Source organism: Cupriavidus sp. 05N39 (genome assembly GCF_056397325.1).
On record NZ_JBFTNE010000031.1, the window covers coordinates 16,983 to 32,964 of the forward strand.

Annotated in this window: 16 protein-coding genes; 11 read left to right on the plus strand and 5 right to left on the minus strand. The window is 65.2% G+C overall.

All coding sequences use genetic code 11. From position 1 onward, the window contains the following. Positions 1–22: 22 nt before the first annotated feature. The 3 genes from AC1DN0_RS16665 (at position 23) to AC1DN0_RS16675 (ending at position 3,607) form a co-directional block, all read left to right on the plus strand. A complete protein-coding gene (locus AC1DN0_RS16665) occupies positions 23–340 on the plus strand; it encodes a DUF485 domain-containing protein (RefSeq protein WP_441625209.1) in 318 nt (105 codons plus the stop codon). Then, positions 337–1,905: a sodium:solute symporter family transporter gene (locus tag AC1DN0_RS16670; RefSeq protein ID WP_441625211.1), complete on the plus strand. Its 1,569-nt coding sequence runs from the start codon at positions 337–339 to the stop codon at positions 1,903–1,905. The genes AC1DN0_RS16665 and AC1DN0_RS16670 overlap by 4 nt, the downstream gene beginning before the upstream one ends. A gap of 178 nt (positions 1,906–2,083) precedes the next feature. Then, positions 2,084–3,607, plus strand: a complete 1,524-nt coding sequence (locus AC1DN0_RS16675) for a CoA-acylating methylmalonate-semialdehyde dehydrogenase (protein ID WP_441625310.1) — start codon at positions 2,084–2,086, stop codon at positions 3,605–3,607. Between the two features lie 176 nt (positions 3,608–3,783). Here the strand turns inward: AC1DN0_RS16675 and AC1DN0_RS16680 are convergent, their stop codons facing one another. The 5 genes from AC1DN0_RS16680 to AC1DN0_RS16700 all read right to left on the minus strand — a co-directional run bounded on the left by AC1DN0_RS16680 (position 3,784) and on the right by AC1DN0_RS16700 (position 8,132). Continuing rightward, complete coding sequence (locus tag AC1DN0_RS16680) at positions 3,784–4,455, minus strand: hypothetical protein (RefSeq protein WP_441625213.1); 672 nt, start codon at positions 4,453–4,455, stop codon at positions 3,784–3,786. A 10-nt stretch (positions 4,456–4,465) separates the two neighbouring features. Continuing rightward, positions 4,466–5,860: a selenium-binding protein SBP56-related protein gene (locus AC1DN0_RS16685; protein ID WP_441625215.1), complete on the minus strand. Its 1,395-nt coding sequence runs from the start codon at positions 5,858–5,860 to the stop codon at positions 4,466–4,468. Between the two features lie 120 nt (positions 5,861–5,980). Next, complete coding sequence (locus AC1DN0_RS16690) at positions 5,981–6,241, minus strand: hypothetical protein (RefSeq protein WP_276291170.1); 261 nt, start codon at positions 6,239–6,241, stop codon at positions 5,981–5,983. 197 nt (positions 6,242–6,438) lie between these two features. Further along, positions 6,439–7,242: a MetQ/NlpA family ABC transporter substrate-binding protein gene (locus AC1DN0_RS16695; RefSeq protein ID WP_441625218.1), complete on the minus strand. Its 804-nt coding sequence runs from the start codon at positions 7,240–7,242 to the stop codon at positions 6,439–6,441. Positions 7,243–7,367: 125 nt separating this feature from the next. Beyond that, positions 7,368–8,132, minus strand: a complete 765-nt coding sequence (locus AC1DN0_RS16700; RefSeq protein WP_441625220.1) for a YoaK family protein — start codon at positions 8,130–8,132, stop codon at positions 7,368–7,370. A gap of 250 nt (positions 8,133–8,382) precedes the next feature. Here AC1DN0_RS16700 and AC1DN0_RS16705 point away from each other — a divergent pair, with 250 nt between their 5' ends. The 8 genes from AC1DN0_RS16705 to AC1DN0_RS16740 all read left to right on the plus strand — a co-directional run bounded on the left by AC1DN0_RS16705 (position 8,383) and on the right by AC1DN0_RS16740 (position 15,920). Further along, positions 8,383–9,312: a dioxygenase family protein gene (locus AC1DN0_RS16705; RefSeq protein ID WP_441625222.1), complete on the plus strand. Its 930-nt coding sequence runs from the start codon at positions 8,383–8,385 to the stop codon at positions 9,310–9,312. A gap of 24 nt (positions 9,313–9,336) precedes the next feature. Next, the gene (locus tag AC1DN0_RS16710) at positions 9,337–10,104 is read left to right on the plus strand and encodes an SDR family NAD(P)-dependent oxidoreductase (RefSeq protein ID WP_441625224.1); all 768 of its coding nucleotides are present in this window, start codon (positions 9,337–9,339) and stop codon (positions 10,102–10,104) included. Positions 10,105–10,168: 64 nt separating this feature from the next. After that, positions 10,169–11,053 carry a beta-keto acid cleavage family enzyme gene (locus AC1DN0_RS16715; protein ID WP_441625226.1) on the plus strand — a complete coding sequence of 295 codons (885 nt, stop codon included), beginning with the start codon at positions 10,169–10,171 and terminating at the stop codon, positions 11,051–11,053. Between the two features lie 80 nt (positions 11,054–11,133). Beyond that, positions 11,134–12,111 (plus strand): quinone oxidoreductase family protein, encoded by a 978-nt coding sequence (locus tag AC1DN0_RS16720; RefSeq protein WP_477145853.1) that lies wholly within the window; start codon positions 11,134–11,136, stop codon positions 12,109–12,111. Next, positions 12,108–12,446 (plus strand): cupin domain-containing protein, encoded by a 339-nt coding sequence (locus tag AC1DN0_RS16725; protein WP_441625230.1) that lies wholly within the window; start codon positions 12,108–12,110, stop codon positions 12,444–12,446. Before AC1DN0_RS16720 ends, AC1DN0_RS16725 begins: the two co-directional genes overlap by 4 nt. A gap of 96 nt (positions 12,447–12,542) precedes the next feature. Continuing rightward, positions 12,543–13,685: a porin gene (locus AC1DN0_RS16730; protein WP_441625232.1), complete on the plus strand. Its 1,143-nt coding sequence runs from the start codon at positions 12,543–12,545 to the stop codon at positions 13,683–13,685. Positions 13,686–13,780: 95 nt separating this feature from the next. Beyond that, entirely contained in the window at positions 13,781–14,764 is a 984-nt protein-coding gene (locus AC1DN0_RS16735) for a tripartite tricarboxylate transporter substrate binding protein (protein ID WP_441625312.1), read from the plus strand. 127 nt (positions 14,765–14,891) lie between these two features. Further along, entirely contained in the window at positions 14,892–15,920 is a 1,029-nt protein-coding gene (locus tag AC1DN0_RS16740) for a LacI family DNA-binding transcriptional regulator (protein ID WP_441625234.1), read from the plus strand. The last annotated feature ends 62 nt before the right edge of the window (positions 15,921–15,982 follow it).

Below are 15,982 nucleotides of genomic sequence, written 5' to 3' on the forward strand. Positions count from 1 at the left end.
ACGACAAGGACGGAGACAAACAATGCTATCGAATGAAGAGATCTGCCGGCGACTTCCCGGCCACCCCGACTATGAGCGGCTGAAGACGCTGCGCCGGCGCGTGGCCTTCTGGTTCGCCGGTGTGTGCCTTGTGCTCTGCATGGGGTTCATACTGACTGCCGTGCTTGCGCCAGCACTCTTGGCGGTTCCTTTGAGCAGCAAGGGCACGTTGACCAGCGGTCTGCTGTGCGCAACCGGTCTGATCCTGTTGTCGTGGCTCCTGACGGGCGCCTACATCCATATCGCCAACACCCAGTTCGACAAGATGTGCGAACGCCTGATCTCAATGGTGCGCACATGAACACGGAAGCCATCCTGATTTTCGGCGGCTTCGTCGCCGTCACGCTCGGCATAACGTACTGGGCGTCGCACAAGACACGATCGACTTCGGACTTCTACACCGCCGGTGGCGGTATCACCGGGACGCAGAATGGGCTGGCCATTGTGGGCGACTACATGTCTGCCGCAACGCTGCTGGGGATATCCAGCCTGGCCTTTTCCAACGGGTTCGACTCGCTGATCTATGCGGTGTGCGCATTCATGGGCTGGCCCATCATCATGTTCCTGGTCGCCGAGCGCCTGAGAAACCTGGGCCGCTACACCTTGAGCGACATCGTTTCCTTCCGTCTCGACGAACGCAGCACGCGGATCTTCAGTGCCATCAGTTCGTTGACCGTGGTGCTGTTCTATCTCATTGTCCAAATGGTCGGCGCGGGTCAACTAGTGCAGTTGCTGTTCGGAATCGACTACACCTATGCCGTTATCAGCGTTGGCATCCTGATGATGGTCTATGTCGTCGTCGGGGGCATGGTTGCCACGACCTGGGTGCAGATCATCAAGGCCATCCTGATGCTCGGCAACGGCGTCCTCCTGACGGCGCTGGCGCTGAACTACTTCGACTTCGACTTCTCCGCGCTTGTCGCAACTGCGGCGAATAACCACCAGGCCGGCGAGGCGATAAAGGGTCCCTGGAAGCTGATGGGCAATCCGGTCTCCGGCCTGTCGCTGGCGCTCTCCCTGGTCTTCGGGATCGCCGGGCTGCCCCACATCATGATGCGCTTCTTCACTGTGCCGGACGCGCGTGCCGCCCGCAAGTCGGTATTCGTGGCCACGGGATTGATGGGGGTGTTCTTTGTCATCATCTGTTTCCTCGGCCTGACCGCCATGGCGATCCTGCCGAACTATCCGTCGTTCTATATCGATGGCAAGGTCGGTGGCCCGGTGCTGGGCGGCTCAAACATGCCGATCATGCACCTGGCCACGGCGCTAGGAGGCAATCTTCTGTTCGGACTGCTCGCCGCCGTGTCGTTCGCCACCATTCTCGCCGTGGTCAGTGGCCTGACGCTGGCGGGAGCGTCCGCCATAGCACACGACCTGTACGCCAAAGTGCTGCGCTGCGATGATGTTTCACCATCCGAGGCGATGCGGGTGAACCGTATGGCGTCGATAGGCATCGGCGTCGTCGCCATCGTCCTGGGCCTGCTCTTTCGCGATCAGAACGTTGCATTCCTGGTGGCCTTGGCCTTCAGTATCGCAGCATCCGCCAACTTCCCCGTATTGCTCATGTCGATGTACTGGCGCGGCCTGACCACCCGGGGGGCGCTGGCCGGAGGCATCGTTGGCCTGGGCGTGGCCTTGACCCTGGTTGTGCTGTCGCCGGCGGTGTGGGTGCGCATCTTCGGGTTCGCCACGCCGCTTTTCCCATATGACTATCCCACGCTGTTCTCGATGCCGCTGGCTTTCCTGATGATCGTTGTCGTGTCCCTGACGGATCGCACCAGGCGGGCCTCACTTGACCGAGCAGGATTCCCGGCGCAAGAGGTGCGCGCCGAGACGGCGGTGGGGATTTCGGCAGTGTCCCACTAAACCCGGCATCGGCGACTGCCCACCTTGCTGAGGCACACCAGGATGTGCCTCCTTCCTGCCCACGGGTCAGGCGCCGACCATGATGCCCGAGATCGCGCCTGTTCCCTTGTGTGGACGCGCCAAGGCGCAGGGCCTGCCCAATTCAAGGATTTATTCTTTCTCCAGCGAGAACTTCATCATGACAGAGACCAGAAACAACAGCGAAATCACCCATTACATCGGAGGCGCGCTCACTGCGGGTGGTGGCACCCGGACTCAACCCATCTACAATCCCGCGACCGGCGCTGTCAGTCGTCACGTGCGCCTTGGCAATCAGCAGGATTTGGAGGCTGCAGTTGCTTCCGCCCGGATGGCATTTCCATCTTGGGCAGATACCCCGCCAATTCGGCGCACCCGGGTGCTGTTCAAGTTTCTGGAACTGCTGGGCCGAAACAAAGATGCACTTGCTGCACTCATCACGGCCGAGCATGGAAAGGTCTTCACCGATGCCCAGGGTGAAGTGGCGCGTGGTATCGACATTGTCGAGTTCTCGTGCGGCATCCCCCAGCTTCTCAAGGGAGATTTCACCGATCAGGTCAGCACCGGCATCGACAACTGGACGTTTCGACAACCGTTGGGTGTCGTCGCCGGGGTTACGCCATTCAACTTTCCGGTCATGGTGCCAATGTGGATGTTCCCAGTAGCCATCGCGGCGGGCAACTGCTTCGTGCTCAAGCCCAGCCCCATCGACCCCAGCCCGAGTCTGTTCATCGCAGATTTGTTGAAGCAGGCCGGCCTGCCTGACGGCGTGTTCAATGTGGTGCAGGGGGACAAGGAGGTCGTGGATGCGCTACTGGTGCACCCGGATGTGAAGGCGGTGTCTTTCGTCGGCTCTACGCCGATCGCGAATTACATCTACGAGACGGGCGCACGCCACGGCAAGCGGGTACAGGCGCTCGGCGGGGCCAAGAACCATATGGTGGTGATGCCCGATGCCGATGTCGATCAGGCGGTGGATGCCCTGATCGGAGCGGGCTATGGTTCAGCCGGCGAGCGTTGCATGGCGATTTCGGTGGCGGTACTCGTGGGGGATGTGGCTGACAAGATCATGCCGAAGCTGGTGGAGCGCACCAAAGCACTGAAGGTGCTCGACGGTACCAACCTGGAAGCTGAAATGGGGCCCATCGTGACCCCCGCGGCGCATGCGCGCATCACTGGCTACATTGAGCAAGGAGTCAAGGAGGGAGCGCAGTTGCTGGCCGATGGCCGGACGTTCAAATACTCGACCGCCGGCATGGGCTGCGATGGGGGGTTCTGGCTTGGAGGAACCCTCTTCGATCATGTCACGCCCGAAATGAGCATCTACCGGGAAGAGATCTTCGGTCCGGTGTTGTCGTGCGTTCGCGTGACCGATCTTGCTGCTGCAGTGCAACTCATCAACGACCATGAGTTTGGCAACGGCGTTGCGTGCTTTACCCGTGATGGCAATGTGGCCCGCGAATTTTCTCGGCGCATTCAAGTCGGGATGGTGGGCATCAACGTGCCTATTCCAGTGCCGATGGCCTGGCACGGGTTCGGTGGGTGGAAGAAGAGCCTGTTTGGCGATATGCACGCCTACGGCGAGGAAGGGGTTCGTTTCTACACCAAGCAGAAGTCCATCATGCAACGCTGGCCCGAAAGTATTAGCAAAGGCGCAGAGTTTGTCATGCCGACATCCAAGTAGGTTGAACCCTCTTTTCCGCTCTTTTTGCCCGCCGACGAGGCGCCCCATGCGGCCTGGTACACCTTGACGGCTCGCTTCGCATCGCGCCGGGGTGTGGCCCGTCCTTGGGGGCGCGCCACACGGCTGCATCGAGTCGTGATCTGGCGCCATCGCTCTTCTTTGCTCCGGCTGCCTGCCTACCCCAACAGCAGCACTGCGCCGCAGCCCGTCAGCGCCAGCGTCCATACGCGGTCGAGGTTGATCCATCCCGTGCGCAGGAAGGCTATGCCGACGCGGTCGTAGACCAGCAACGCTACGGTGCCGATAGCGAGGAGCATGGTCAGCGTATGCAATCCCAGCGCCAGCAGCGCCGGCATCAGCGGGCCACTGGCGGCCGGCCCGCCGGCCACGGCGCTGCACACCGGCAGCAGCGCCGGCACCAGCATCAAGCCCGCCCCATGCGTGCCGGCCATCAGGAATGACCACAGCGCCAGCCCGGCCATGCCGGCCTGCATGCCCACGCGCGGATGCTGGCGGTGGCCGCGCAGGGCGTGCCAGCCGGCCCAGGCGATCAGCACCGCGCCACCGGCGCGCGCCAGCCATTGGGGATCGAGCAGGCTGCCGAGCGTGAGCGTGGCGGCCAGTACCAGGGCTACCGCCAGCGCATGGCCAAGCGCGATCGGCAGCAGTGCCAGCAGCACTACCTTGCGCCGTCCGCGATGCAGCCCGAGCGCTACCGCGAACAGCCAGCCCATCGCGGGATTGATGCCGTGGAACAGACCCAGCGCGGCGATGGCCAGCCAGGGCCACCAGAGTGGCCACAGCGTGGCGAAGTGCGTGCCCAGCGGCACGCCCGAGGTGGCGGGCATGGCGGGGCCGCTATGGGTAGCAGTACGAATCCGACGAGCAGTCGCCGCCTTGCAGCCTGACCTGGTGCGGACGATGGCCCGCCGGCCAGCGCAGGAAGAAGCGCGGGTCGAACGCGATGCCGCCTTCGGGCGCGGCGTCCAGCTTGACCATCCAGCCGTCGATCCCCTCCGGGTAGAACTGCGGATCGACCGCGCCGTAGAGCGAGTTGGTGAAGTAGACGCGGCGCCCGTCGCGGCTGACTTCCACCATCTGCGGGCCGCCGTTGAGCGCGGCGCCGCCGGCGCCGGGATGCGTGGCGCGCGAGACGATACCGCCAATGCGCACACGCCCCCTCTGCTTCGGTGCGAACGGGTCGGAGACGTCGTACTGCAGCAGGTCGCCGGTGCCCCAGCACGCGACATAGAGGAAGCGGTCGTCCATCGACAGGTCGATGTCGCTGACCAGCGGCGGCACCGCCTTGAAGCCCTTGAGGATGGGCGGCAGCAGATCCGGGTCCGCCGGCTCGGCGGGAATATCGATCACCTTGCGCACTGCCCACTTGCCGCTGTCCCGGTACCAGACCCAGATCGATGAAGACAGGTCCTTCAGGCTGATCACGCAATTGACGAAGCCGTACGCCTTGGTGGGGTCGTGCGCGGGGCGCAGCTCGAACACGAGCTGGTACTCCTCGCCGAAGTCGATCTCCTGCAAGTGCTTGCGTCTGGTGAGATCCCAGAAATGCAGGCGGCGGCCGTAGCGCGAGCCAAGCAGGATCTCGGGCACCAGGCCGTCCTCGATCATGTCGGGCGTGCCCCATTCGCTGGTGACCAGCGTGTCGTAGCCGAGGTGCCACCAGCCGTCATAGGCAAAATACTGCGGGCCGCGTTCCACCTCCCACCGCCCGAGCGGCTCGAAGCCCTGCTGGTCCAGCAGCAGGATGCCGCCCGGCCCCTTGCCCTCGGCATTGCCCAGCGCCGTCACGTAGATACCGGCGGGGCCGCAGTGCACGGTGTGCGGGCGCGTATAGCCGGTGCGTTCGGCCAGATCGGCGGGCTCGATGATCTTGGCGATGGCCGGCCGCCGCGGGTCGGGCTGGGTGTCGATGATGTAAATGCGCGACGAACGCAGGCCCGGCACCACGAGGTAGCGCCGTTCCATATGCGGGTGCGGGGCATTCGGGCAGAGGCAGGAAGAGCAGGCGTTCCAGCCGAAGTGATGCAATTCGTCGCCCGCATACGGCATGGGCAACTGCCCGACGATGGTGGCATAGGTCCCGGATGCGGGATCGACGTCGACCACGGCAATGCCGTCGGGCTGGGTACGCGTGGGATCGAACATCGCCACATAGGCGAGTGCCTCGGGCGGCGCCTTTGCTGCCAGGCGGGGCGATGGGTAAAAGCTGGGGTCGGGCTTCCAGGTTGCCATGATGCGCCTCCTCGTACCTAGCCGTGAACCTTGCTGGATAACACTGGCTTAGAACTATAGGACACATCGCGGCAGGCTGAGCCACGCCAGGCACGGGGGATGGACGCCGCCGGTGCAGCGTCAATAAAAAAAGCCAGGCGACGGGCCTGGCTCGGAGTCCAACGGTATCCATGCGCAGCGCCTTAGCGCTCTCGCGATGCAGCGCTCGAAGGCGGTATCGAATTCCCGATCCTTGCTCCGCAAGCGCCCCGAGCCTCGATGGTAGACGTGGTACGAATCGGCGGAAGACTTTTGCGCCGGTACCTCTCCCTCGTCGGTCCGCTGCATCGCGCGGATCTCCATCATCCCGATAATGACGGTAAAGCCCTTGGAAATGGCCATGGCACCTCCGGGAGAACGCCCGATGGCGTTCAAATTGCTGGGCGGGAGAGGGGAGTCGGGCGGCTGTCCGACGCAGCCGTCTTATTGAACCCAGCATGTGCCATGGCCGCAGGAGGAGCAAGCTCCTCATGTTATCTGGCGCACATATGACGGCCAATGCCGGAACGGATGGGCATGGAAGCGATTGCCGTGCCAGGTCAGAAGGCCGGAATCAGCGATCCCTTGAACTCGGTCTCGATAAACCTGCGTACTTCATCGGACTGGTAGGCCTTCACCAGTTTCTTCACCCACGGTTTGTCCTTGTCCTCCACGCGGGTAGCGATCAGGTTGGCGTAAGGCCCGCGCGCGTCTTCCACGGCGATGGTGTCGCGCTGCAGCGAAAGGCCGGCACGGTAGGCGTAGTCGTTGTTGATCGACGCGGCGGCGAGGTCGTCCAGGGCGCGCGGCAACTGGGCCGCGTCGAGCTCGATGAGCCTGAGCTTCTTCGGGTTCTCCACCACGTCCAGCGGGGTGGCGTTGACGCCGTTCTCGCCCACGCCGGGCTTGAGCTTGATCAGCCCGGCCTTTTGCAACAGCAGCAGCGCGCGGTTGCCGTTGGAGGGATCGTTCTGGATGCCAATGCGGGCGCCTTGCGGCAACTGGTCGGGCGACCCGAACTTCCTGGAGTAGATGCCGAGCGGGGCGGTCAGGGTCAGGCCCACCGGCACGATCTTGTAGCCGCGCGCCTTGATCTGGCTGTCCAGGAAAGGCTTGTGCTGGAAGGCGTTGGCATCCAGGTCGCCCGCGGCCAGCGCCTCATTGGGCTGCAGGTAGTCGCTGAAGGTGATCAACTGGATTTCCAGCCCGTCGCGCGCCGCCACTTTCCGCACCACTTCGAAGGTCTGCTCGGCATTGCCCACCGACACGCCGACCTTGATCCTGCTTTTTTCCTGCGCGTGGCCAACGCCGGCGCCCGTTACCATCAGTAGCGCCGCCATCGCGGCGGCTTGCCATCGCTTCATTCTCTGCTTCCTCGCTAGGTTGGGAGGCCGCGTGGCGGCCGACCGCCGAGTATAGAAAGCGCGCGCTGCGCCGCGAACTGATGGTTTCGTCTTAGCTTAGAAGGCGGGTGCGCAAGGCAGGGACGCTAGGACTGCCTCTCGGCCGTGGCCGGGTTCGGCCCAGTGCCGGCGGCCGGCGCCGTCTGCGTGGACCGGTAGCTGTACGCGAGCGCCAGCAGGATGACGATGGGTACCGCCAGGCACCAGAAGGATGCAAACACGTAGGCATAGGCCCCGGACACGGCCCCGGCGGCGAACGCGCCGATGGCGGGGACCATCTTGCGCAGCCGGTTCTTCGCGGGCGCGATCTTGTCGGCCGGACCGCGGGCCAGTTCTACCAGGTCGATGATGACCTGCGTGCTGTTGCCCGTCATGATGGTGGTCGGCACATGGTCGGTCAGCACGATGCGCGACTGCGCGTTCTGGACCGCCATCGCGGCCACGCCCAGCATGCCGGTCGCGATGGCGGATGGCATGTCGGGTGAGGTGACGGGCGAAGCCAGGCAGCCGGCCAGCATGAAACAGGCCAGCAGCACCCCTTGCGCGACCAGCAGCGGCGGAAGCGGCGGCTTGCCGCGCGCCTGCATGGCATCGATCGCGATCTTGGTAGCCGCCACCGACAGGGCGAACACGGGCAACGCCAGCATCTTGGCCGCCACGCCGGTGGTCGAGTGCGCCAGCTCCACGCCGACCATGACAAAGTTGCCGGTCACGTGCGCGGTGAACAGCCCGAACAGCGCGATAAAGCCGACCACGTCGACATAGCCCGCCACCAGGCTAAGCCAGGCGGCCTTGAGCACGTTGCCGGCGGTTGCCTGGGTTTGCGACGGCGATTGCGGCGTGGTTTGCATGGCGGGATCATGTTTGTGAAGTGGCGGGCGCTTGCCTGTACTACAGCATAGAACGGAACCATGGGTGCGAGAGTCTCAATGCCTGCATCGCTCCCTCCGGACAGGAGCCGCACCCGCCGCTCAGGGCAGCGTGGTGCCTTGATCCGCCTGCCAGATCGCATTGCAAATTCCCTTGATTTTTTCAAAAGCTGGCCCATAATCCGGATGTCATGCAAACGTTTGCAAAACAAAAGTAGCGAGAGAGAGGCATATGGAGACGATACTTGCCCCGAGGCATGGCCAGGGCCTTGCCGTGGTGGACGATGAACACACGCTCAGCCAGCTGGTGAAGCGGGCCATGCACGATACCGCCGACCCGCGCCTGCGCCAGGTCGTCGACGCGCTGGTCGATCATTTGCATGCCTTCCTGAGGGAGGTACGCCCGAGTGACGAGGAGTTCGAGTCCGGGCTGCGCTACCTCGCAGCGCTTGGCCACGCCACCAACGCCACCAACAATGAGGTAGTGCTGGCGGCGGATGTGCTGGGGTTGTCGACGCTGGTCACGCTGATGAACAACGGCACCACCGGCGGCCGCACGCCGGGCGCGCTGCTCGGGCCGTTCTATCGCGGCGGCGCGCCGTCCTACGACTGCGGGGATTGCGTGGTGCTAGGCGAGACGCCGGGCCTGCCGCTGTTCGTGACGGGGCAGGTGCGCAACACCGCGGGCGAGCCGCTGGCTGGCGCGCTGGTGGAGGCCTGGCAGGCATCGCCGGTCGGTCTCTACGACAACCAGGATCCGTCGCAGCCCGACAAGAACCTGCGCGGTGCCTTTCGCACCGATGCGAACGGCCGTTTCCATTTCCGTTCCGTGCGCCCGGCAGGCTATCCCGTGCCCACCGATGGTCCCGTCGGCAAGCTGCTGGCCGAACAGAACCGCCATCCGTACCGCCCCGCGCATATTCATTTCATCGCGGCCGCGCCAGGCTATCGCACGCTGGTGACGCAGGTGTTCGCGGATGACTCCGAACACCTGGAATCGGACGTGACCTTCGGCGTGCACCGCGAACTGGTCGGGCACTTCCGCCGCGTGGACGACGGCGCCAGCCCGTGGGGCGGATTCTCCGCGCCGTTCTACACGCTCGACTTCAACTTCGTGCTGGAGCCCGGCGAGCAGACCTTCCCGACGCCTCCCATCGACTGATTACCTACGACAGAAAAACTCAATATGGCAATTTCAGATCAAGCGGTGATGCCGCAGCTTGCCGGCAAGGTCGCCGTCATCCTTGGCGGTACGGGCGGCATCGGCATGGCCACGGCGCACAAGCTGGCAAGCCTCGGTGCCAGTGTCGTGCTGGTCAGCCGCAAGCCGGAGACCGCCGCGCACGCCGTGGCCGGACTGCCGGCGGGCAATCACCATGCTGGCGTGGCGGAGGTCAGCGACACGGCCTCGCTCACGCGCCTTGCCGATGAAGTCCAGCGCAAGTACGGCCGCATCGACATGCTGGTCAACAGCGCCGGCTTCACCAGGGCGATCCCGCACGGTGACCTGGACATGCTGGACGACGCGCTCATCGACCAGATGTTCGCCGTCAACTGGCGCGGGCAGTTCGCCGCGATCCGCGCGATGGCCCCGCACCTGAAGGCCACCGGGGAAGGGCTGGTGGTCAACGTGGGATCGATCGCCGGGCGCACCGGCATGGGCAGCAATGTCGCGTACTGCGCCGTGAAGGCGGGGCTCGACATGATGGCCGTCTCGCTGGGCCGCGCGCTGGCGCCGGAGATCCGCGTGCTCAACGTATCGCCCGGCGTGGTGGATACGGATTTCGTGCCGGGGCGCGACAGCGCCTTCAACGAGCGGGCGGCGAAGACCACGCCGCTCAAGCGCATCGGCAGGCCGGACGATGTGGCCGATGCCATTGTTGCCTGCGCGACTTCGCTGCGATTTGCCACCGGCACCACCATCGTGGTCGACGGCGGGCGCCAGCTTGGGTGATTCGGCTGCGCTCGCCCGCACCGAAGCGCAAAGAACCCGTTTTCGAGACATCAACCCGTCCGCCATGCACAGCAGAAATACCATCATCACCTGCGCCGTCACCGGCAACATCGTCACCCCCGAGCAACATCCCGGCTTACCCGTGACGCCCGCGCAGATCGCCACCGCGGCACTGGAAGCAGCCGAGGCCGGCGCCGCCGTCGCCCATATCCATGTACGCGATCCCGCGACCGGCCGGCCATCGATGGCGCTCGAGTACTACGCCGAGGTCATCGAAGAGATCCGCAAGCGCAACAAGGCGCTGATCATCAACCTCACCACCGGCCCTGGCGGACGCTTCGTACCGGACGACGACGAGCCTCGCCGGGCCGCCGCCGGCACCACGCTGGTTCGTCCGGAGGTGCGCGTGGCGCATATTGCCGCGTTGCGCCCCGACGTGTGTTCGCTGGACCTCAACACCATGAACTCCGGCCCCGACGTGGTCATCAACACGCCGAAGAACGTACGCAAGATGGCGGCCGTCATCCGCAGCGCGGGGGTCATGCCTGAGCTTGAGATCTTCGACTCCGGCGACCTCCACATGGCGCGCGACTTCATCAAGGACGGCGTGCTGGACGGTCCCGGCCTCTGGACCTTCGTGCTCGGCGTGAAATACGGTTTCGCGGCCACGCCGGAAACCCTGTTCTATGCCCGCAACATGCTGCCGCCGGGCGCGCACTGGTCGGCCTTCGGCATCGGGCGCGCGGAGTTTCCGATCGTGGCGCAGTCGTGGCTGGCGGGAGGGCATGTCCGGGTCGGCCTGGAAGACAACATCTACCTGGAGAAGGGCGTGCTCGCGCCGGACAACGCCGCGCTGGTCGCCAAGGCGCGGGACATCATCGCGTCGCTGGGCGGCGCAATCGCGTCGCCGCGCGAGGCCCGGGCCACGCTCGGCCTGCGGGCGGCATGAGCGCGAAGGCAATCCTGCCAGCGGCGCTCCTTCATATTGACAACACAACTACCTACAAACGTAACCAGGTGCACGACAAGATGAACACTATCCGCGTTTCCCGCAAGGCCGCGAACATCGACGAGCTGCGGCTCGAATTCGTCGGCATTCCCAAGCCAGCCGCCGCTGCCGGCCAGTGCGTCATCGAGGTGGCCAGTGCCGGCGTCAACCCGAGCGACGTCAAGGCCACGCTGGGACTGATGCCGCACGCCGTGTGGCCGCGCGTGCCTGGCCGCGACTACGCCGGCGTGGTGGTGGACGGTCCCGCGCACCTGCTGGGCAAGGAAGTCTGGGGCAGCGGCGGCGAGCTTGGCATTCGCCGCGACGGCACGCATAGCCGTTACCTGACGCTGGACGCCGCCGCGGTGCGCGAGAAGCCTGCCAACGTCACGCTGCGGGAAGCCGGCGCGGTCGGCGTCCCGTTCGTGACCGCCTACGAAGGCCTGCGGCGCGCCGGCTTGCCGAAGGCGGGCAGCGTGGTGCTGGTCTGCGGCGGCAACGGCAAGGTTGGCCAGGCCACCATCCAGATTGCCACCGCGCTGGGCGCTCATGTATTCGCCGTGGAGCGAGAGGCCGGCCCGTATCGTGGCCACGCAAGCAGCACGGTGCGCATAATGGATGCCAGCCGCSACAACATCGCCGAGCTGGTGCGGGAAGAAACCGACGGCCACGGGGCCGATATCGTCTACAACACGGTCGGCAGCCCATACTTCGAGCAGGCCAACAAGGCCATGGCGACCGGCGCCGCGCAGATCTTCATCTCGACCATCGACCGCGCCGTGCCGTTCGACATCTTTGCCTTCTACCGCGGCCAGCATACCTATGTGGGCATCGATACGCTGGCGATGGACAGCATCGCATGCGCGGCGGTCTTCGATCAGCTCGCCCCGATGTTCGCGGAAGAGCAGCTCAAGCCCTTCCCGGTGCGCGCCGACTACACCTTTCCGCTGGCCAGTGCTGCCGACGCGTATCGCGCCGTGTTGCAGGGCGCCCGGGAACGCGTGGTGCTGACGCCGTGAACACGACGCGTTTCGCCACGGCGCCGGCGTATTTTCCGCCCCGGCATGAGGGCATGCGCTGCCTGCGCCTGCAGGGCCACGAGGCAGGGCCGTCCGAGTCGCTCTGGTTAGGCGTCTCGGTCATCCTGCCGGGCGGCCATACCGGGCTGGATGCTTCGCCCCTGGAAAAACACTACGTGGTGCTGGAGGGAGAGGTGACCATCAGCAGCGGGACGGAGGTTGTGCGACTGGCGCAATACGACTCGGTGCGGCTTGCGCCGGGCGAAGCCCGCAAGGTGGAGAATCCGGGCAACCGTCCTGCCATGCTGCTGCTGGCCATGCCCTGTCCGCCATGATCCCGCAGATTTTTTAGTTTGAATGCAAACGTTTGCACATGCTTCAAATTGACGTGGTGAATCGAGCGTTGCGATCCCGTACCAAGGGGAGGGAACATGGAAGAAGCCTGGAGGCGTGGGTGGGAGGATGCAGGCAAGGGTTGTGGCACAGGCGCTGCCGGGCACCGGTGGCTGGCGCTGGTTGCGGTGGCATGCGCTCCGGTGTACGCGCAATCCTCGGTGACGATCTATGGGCGTCTGAATACCAGCATCGAGTATTCGCGTGCCAGCACCGCTATGGACGGTACTTCGCTGGGCGGCGTGGGACGGCTGACCAATAACCGGTCGGTCTTCGGCCTGCGGGGAGAGGAAGGACTCGGCGGAACACTAAAGGCAATCTGGCAGATCGAAAGCAACCTGTCGCTTGACAACGGGACCGGGCAGATTGCGGGACGGAACTCGCGCATTGGCCTGACCGGCAGCTACGGGACCTTCTTCATGGGGCACTGGACCACGCCGTACACCGAAGCCACCATGGAATACGATCCCTATTACCCGACCACGGCCGGGTATATGGCCCTGATCAGCAACGGCGCGGCATCGACCACGAACAACATCCAGAACACCAGCTCCTTCGACCGCCGGCAGCAGAACATCGTGCAGTACCGCAGCGCCGAATGGAACGGCTTGCGCGGAGGGGTGGGCTGGGGCGTGCCCGAGGAAAAGCTCACGACGCCGCGTAACCCGGCGCTGTATTCGTTCGCCGCGACCTATGACCGCGGGCCGCTCAATGTGGCGCTGGCCTACGAACTGCACCAGCATTACCAGACTGCCGGCCGCAACGACGACGCCATCAAGGTCGGGGTGTCGTACCAGTTCCCGACCACCAGGATCGCGGCGGTCTACGAACGGCTGCACTACCGCACCGCCACGGGCGACCTGACGCGCAACGGCTACTACACCTCGGTGGTGCAAAAGCTCGGGCCGGGCAGCATAAGACTGGGCTTCACCTTGGCAAGCAACGGTGCTGGCAACGCCACCGAGACGGTGGGGTCCATCAGCAGCGGCGCGGATACCGGCGCAACACAGATCACGATCGGCTACGACTATCCGCTGTCCAAACGCACCGCGCTCTTTACCTACTACAGCCGCATCAATAACAAGAAAAACGCCATCTACGATTTCGCCATCAACGGTCTAGGGGTGTCCGCGGGGGCCGATCCGCAAACTTTCGCGCTTGGCATGCGCCATTACTTCTAACCCTCGAACCTGACCATCGCACCGCCCAACCGCGGCCGGATTGCGATCCGGCCGGCCAAGAGGCGGTGGAGGAGACAAACGTGATTCGAAAGAGCTTGATACGCGCCGCCGCCGCGGCCGGCGTGGCGGGTGCGTTCGCCCTGCCGGGCGCTTCCGGGCAGGCACATGCCCAGCCGGCCAGGTACCCCACCAAACCCATCCGGCTGGTGGTGCCATTCTCATCGGGCAGCGCCACCGATATCCTCGCCCGCATCGTCAGCACCAGGCTGGGCGAATCCGGCGGTTACCAGATGATTGTGGAGAACCGGCCCGGTGCCGGCGGCACGCTTGGCGCCGCGCTGGTCGCCAAGGCGGCGCCCGATGGCTACACCCTGATCCTGGTGTCGGTCGGGCATGCCATCAACGCCACGCTGTATCCCAGGCTGCCCTACGACACCGTCAAGGACTTCGCCCCGGTGACGCTGGTGGCGACGGTGCCCAACGTGCTGGTGGTCAACGGCGCCAGCAAGCTGGGCTCGGTCAAGGACGTGGTGGCGGCCGCCAAGGCGAAGCCGGGCGCCATGAACTTCGACTCGGCCGGCTCCGGCAGTTCGACCCACCTGAGCGGCGAGCTGTTCAAGATGGAGGCTGGTGTGGACATCGCGCACATCCCTTACAAGGGCACGGGCGAGGCGCTGACCGATGTCATGGCGGGCCGCGTCGACCTGATGTTCGCGCCCACGGTCTCGGCGATGCCGTTCGTGCGCCAGGGCAAGCTCAAGGCGCTGGCGGTCACCACGCCCCGGCGGGCAACCTCGCTGCCGGACATCCCGACCGTGGCGGAGTCGGGCCTGCCCGGCTATGCATTCGAGTCCTGGTTCGGCGTGCTGGCGCCTGCCGGTACGCCGAAGGAAATCGTCACGGCGCTGAATGGCGAAATCGCGAAAGCGCTAGGCACGCCGGCGGTGCGCGAGCGCCTGCTGGTGCAAGGGGCGGAGCCGCGTACGTCCACGCCGCAGGAGTTCGAGCGCTACATCAAGGCGGAGATCGCCAAGCTGGCGCCGGTGGTCAGGCAGTCGGGCGTGCAGGCTGGCCAGTAGGGCGCCGGCAAGCTGAGGTGGCCACGCGCAAGCGCGCGTGGCCACGGCGGCCTGGGATGGAGGGCGGTTCGGCCGTCTTCGCATAAAATGGCATGTTCTCATTCACCGCACCCCCCAGCCTGCCGTCATGGACCAGCGTAAGCGCATTACCCTCAAGGACCTGGCGGCGAAGGCGGATGTCCATTACTCCACTGTCTCCCGGGTGATGAATGCGTCCACCCGGCACCTGGTCGCGGACGAGGTGGCGGAGCGCATCCTGCGCATGGCGGATGAGCTTGGCTTCCGGCCGAACCGCATCGCCGCCGGCTTGCGCACCAAGCGCTCCGGACTGATCGGCGTGGTGCTGCCGGATATTGCCAATCCGGTATTTCCGCCCATCCTCGCCGGGCTCGAAGGCGTGCTGGCCTCCCAAGGCTATGTGCCCATCGTGGTCAATGTCGGCGCCGACAAGGCGCGGCAGCGCTTCGTCATCGACCAGATGCTCGGGCGCCAGGTCGATGGCCTGATCCTCGCCACCGCCGAGCGCGAGGATCCCGTCCTGGATTACTGCGTCAAGCAGAACATCCCCGTAGTCATGGTCAATCGCGGGGAGGATCTCGGCAGGGTGCCCTGCGTGGTCAGCGACAACATGGTGGGGATGCGGCTGGCGGTGGATCACCTCCTTGCGCTGGGCCATCGCCGTATCGGCCATATCGCCGGTCCGGACTCGTTGTCCACCGGGCACCAGCGCAAGCTGGGCTTTATCGAAGCGGTGCGCAAGCACAAGCTGCGCAAGAGCGAATGGATGATCGTGGAAGCGGCGAACTACGGCCGCGAAGCGGGCCGCGAGGCATGCCAGGCGCTGCTCGCGCAGTTTCCCGCCCTGACTGCGATCGCCGCCGGCAACGACCTGGTGGCGCTGGGATGCTACGACTATTTCCGCGAAGCGGGGATCGCCTGCCCTGGCCGGGTCTCGGTGGTTGGCCACAACGATATGCCGTTCGTGGATGCACTCACGCCGCCGCTCACCACGATCCGCATCGCGGTGCACGAAATGGGGGCGAAGGCTGCCACCTTGCTGCTGGCGCGCATCAAAGGCGCAGGCGCCGAGGCGGCCAGCGTGGTGCTGTGCCCGGAGCTGATCGTTCGCGGCTCGACGGCGCCGCCGGCGGCCTGACCGCAGTCAGTCAGGTTTACTCGCCCAGCGGCGCCATGGCAACCTGCCAGCGTGGCCGGCAA

Excerpts from the sequence above, each read along its gene's own strand:
- AC1DN0_RS16675 (WP_441625310.1), top strand. The coding sequence starts at position 2,084 with ATGACAGAGACCAGAAACAACAGCGAAATCACCCATTACATCGGAGGC.
- AC1DN0_RS16700 (WP_441625220.1), bottom strand. The coding sequence starts at position 8,132 with ATGCAAACCACGCCGCAATCGCCGTCGCAAACCCAGGCAACCGCCGGC.
- AC1DN0_RS16670 (WP_441625211.1), top strand. The coding sequence starts at position 337 with ATGAACACGGAAGCCATCCTGATTTTCGGCGGCTTCGTCGCCGTCACG.
- AC1DN0_RS16685 (WP_441625215.1), bottom strand. The coding sequence starts at position 5,860 with ATGGCAACCTGGAAGCCCGACCCCAGCTTTTACCCATCGCCCCGCCTG.
- AC1DN0_RS16740 (WP_441625234.1), top strand. The coding sequence starts at position 14,892 with ATGGACCAGCGTAAGCGCATTACCCTCAAGGACCTGGCGGCGAAGGCG.
- AC1DN0_RS16710 (WP_441625224.1), top strand. The coding sequence starts at position 9,337 with ATGGCAATTTCAGATCAAGCGGTGATGCCGCAGCTTGCCGGCAAGGTC.
- AC1DN0_RS16730 (WP_441625232.1), top strand. The coding sequence starts at position 12,543 with ATGGAAGAAGCCTGGAGGCGTGGGTGGGAGGATGCAGGCAAGGGTTGT.
- AC1DN0_RS16695 (WP_441625218.1), bottom strand. The coding sequence starts at position 7,242 with ATGAAGCGATGGCAAGCCGCCGCGATGGCGGCGCTACTGATGGTAACG.
- AC1DN0_RS16680 (WP_441625213.1), bottom strand. The coding sequence starts at position 4,455 with ATGCCCGCCACCTCGGGCGTGCCGCTGGGCACGCACTTCGCCACGCTG.
- AC1DN0_RS16705 (WP_441625222.1), top strand. The coding sequence starts at position 8,383 with ATGGAGACGATACTTGCCCCGAGGCATGGCCAGGGCCTTGCCGTGGTG.
- AC1DN0_RS16665 (WP_441625209.1), top strand. The coding sequence starts at position 23 with ATGCTATCGAATGAAGAGATCTGCCGGCGACTTCCCGGCCACCCCGAC.
- AC1DN0_RS16690 (WP_276291170.1), bottom strand. The coding sequence starts at position 6,241 with ATGGCCATTTCCAAGGGCTTTACCGTCATTATCGGGATGATGGAGATC.
- AC1DN0_RS16715 (WP_441625226.1), top strand. The coding sequence starts at position 10,169 with ATGCACAGCAGAAATACCATCATCACCTGCGCCGTCACCGGCAACATC.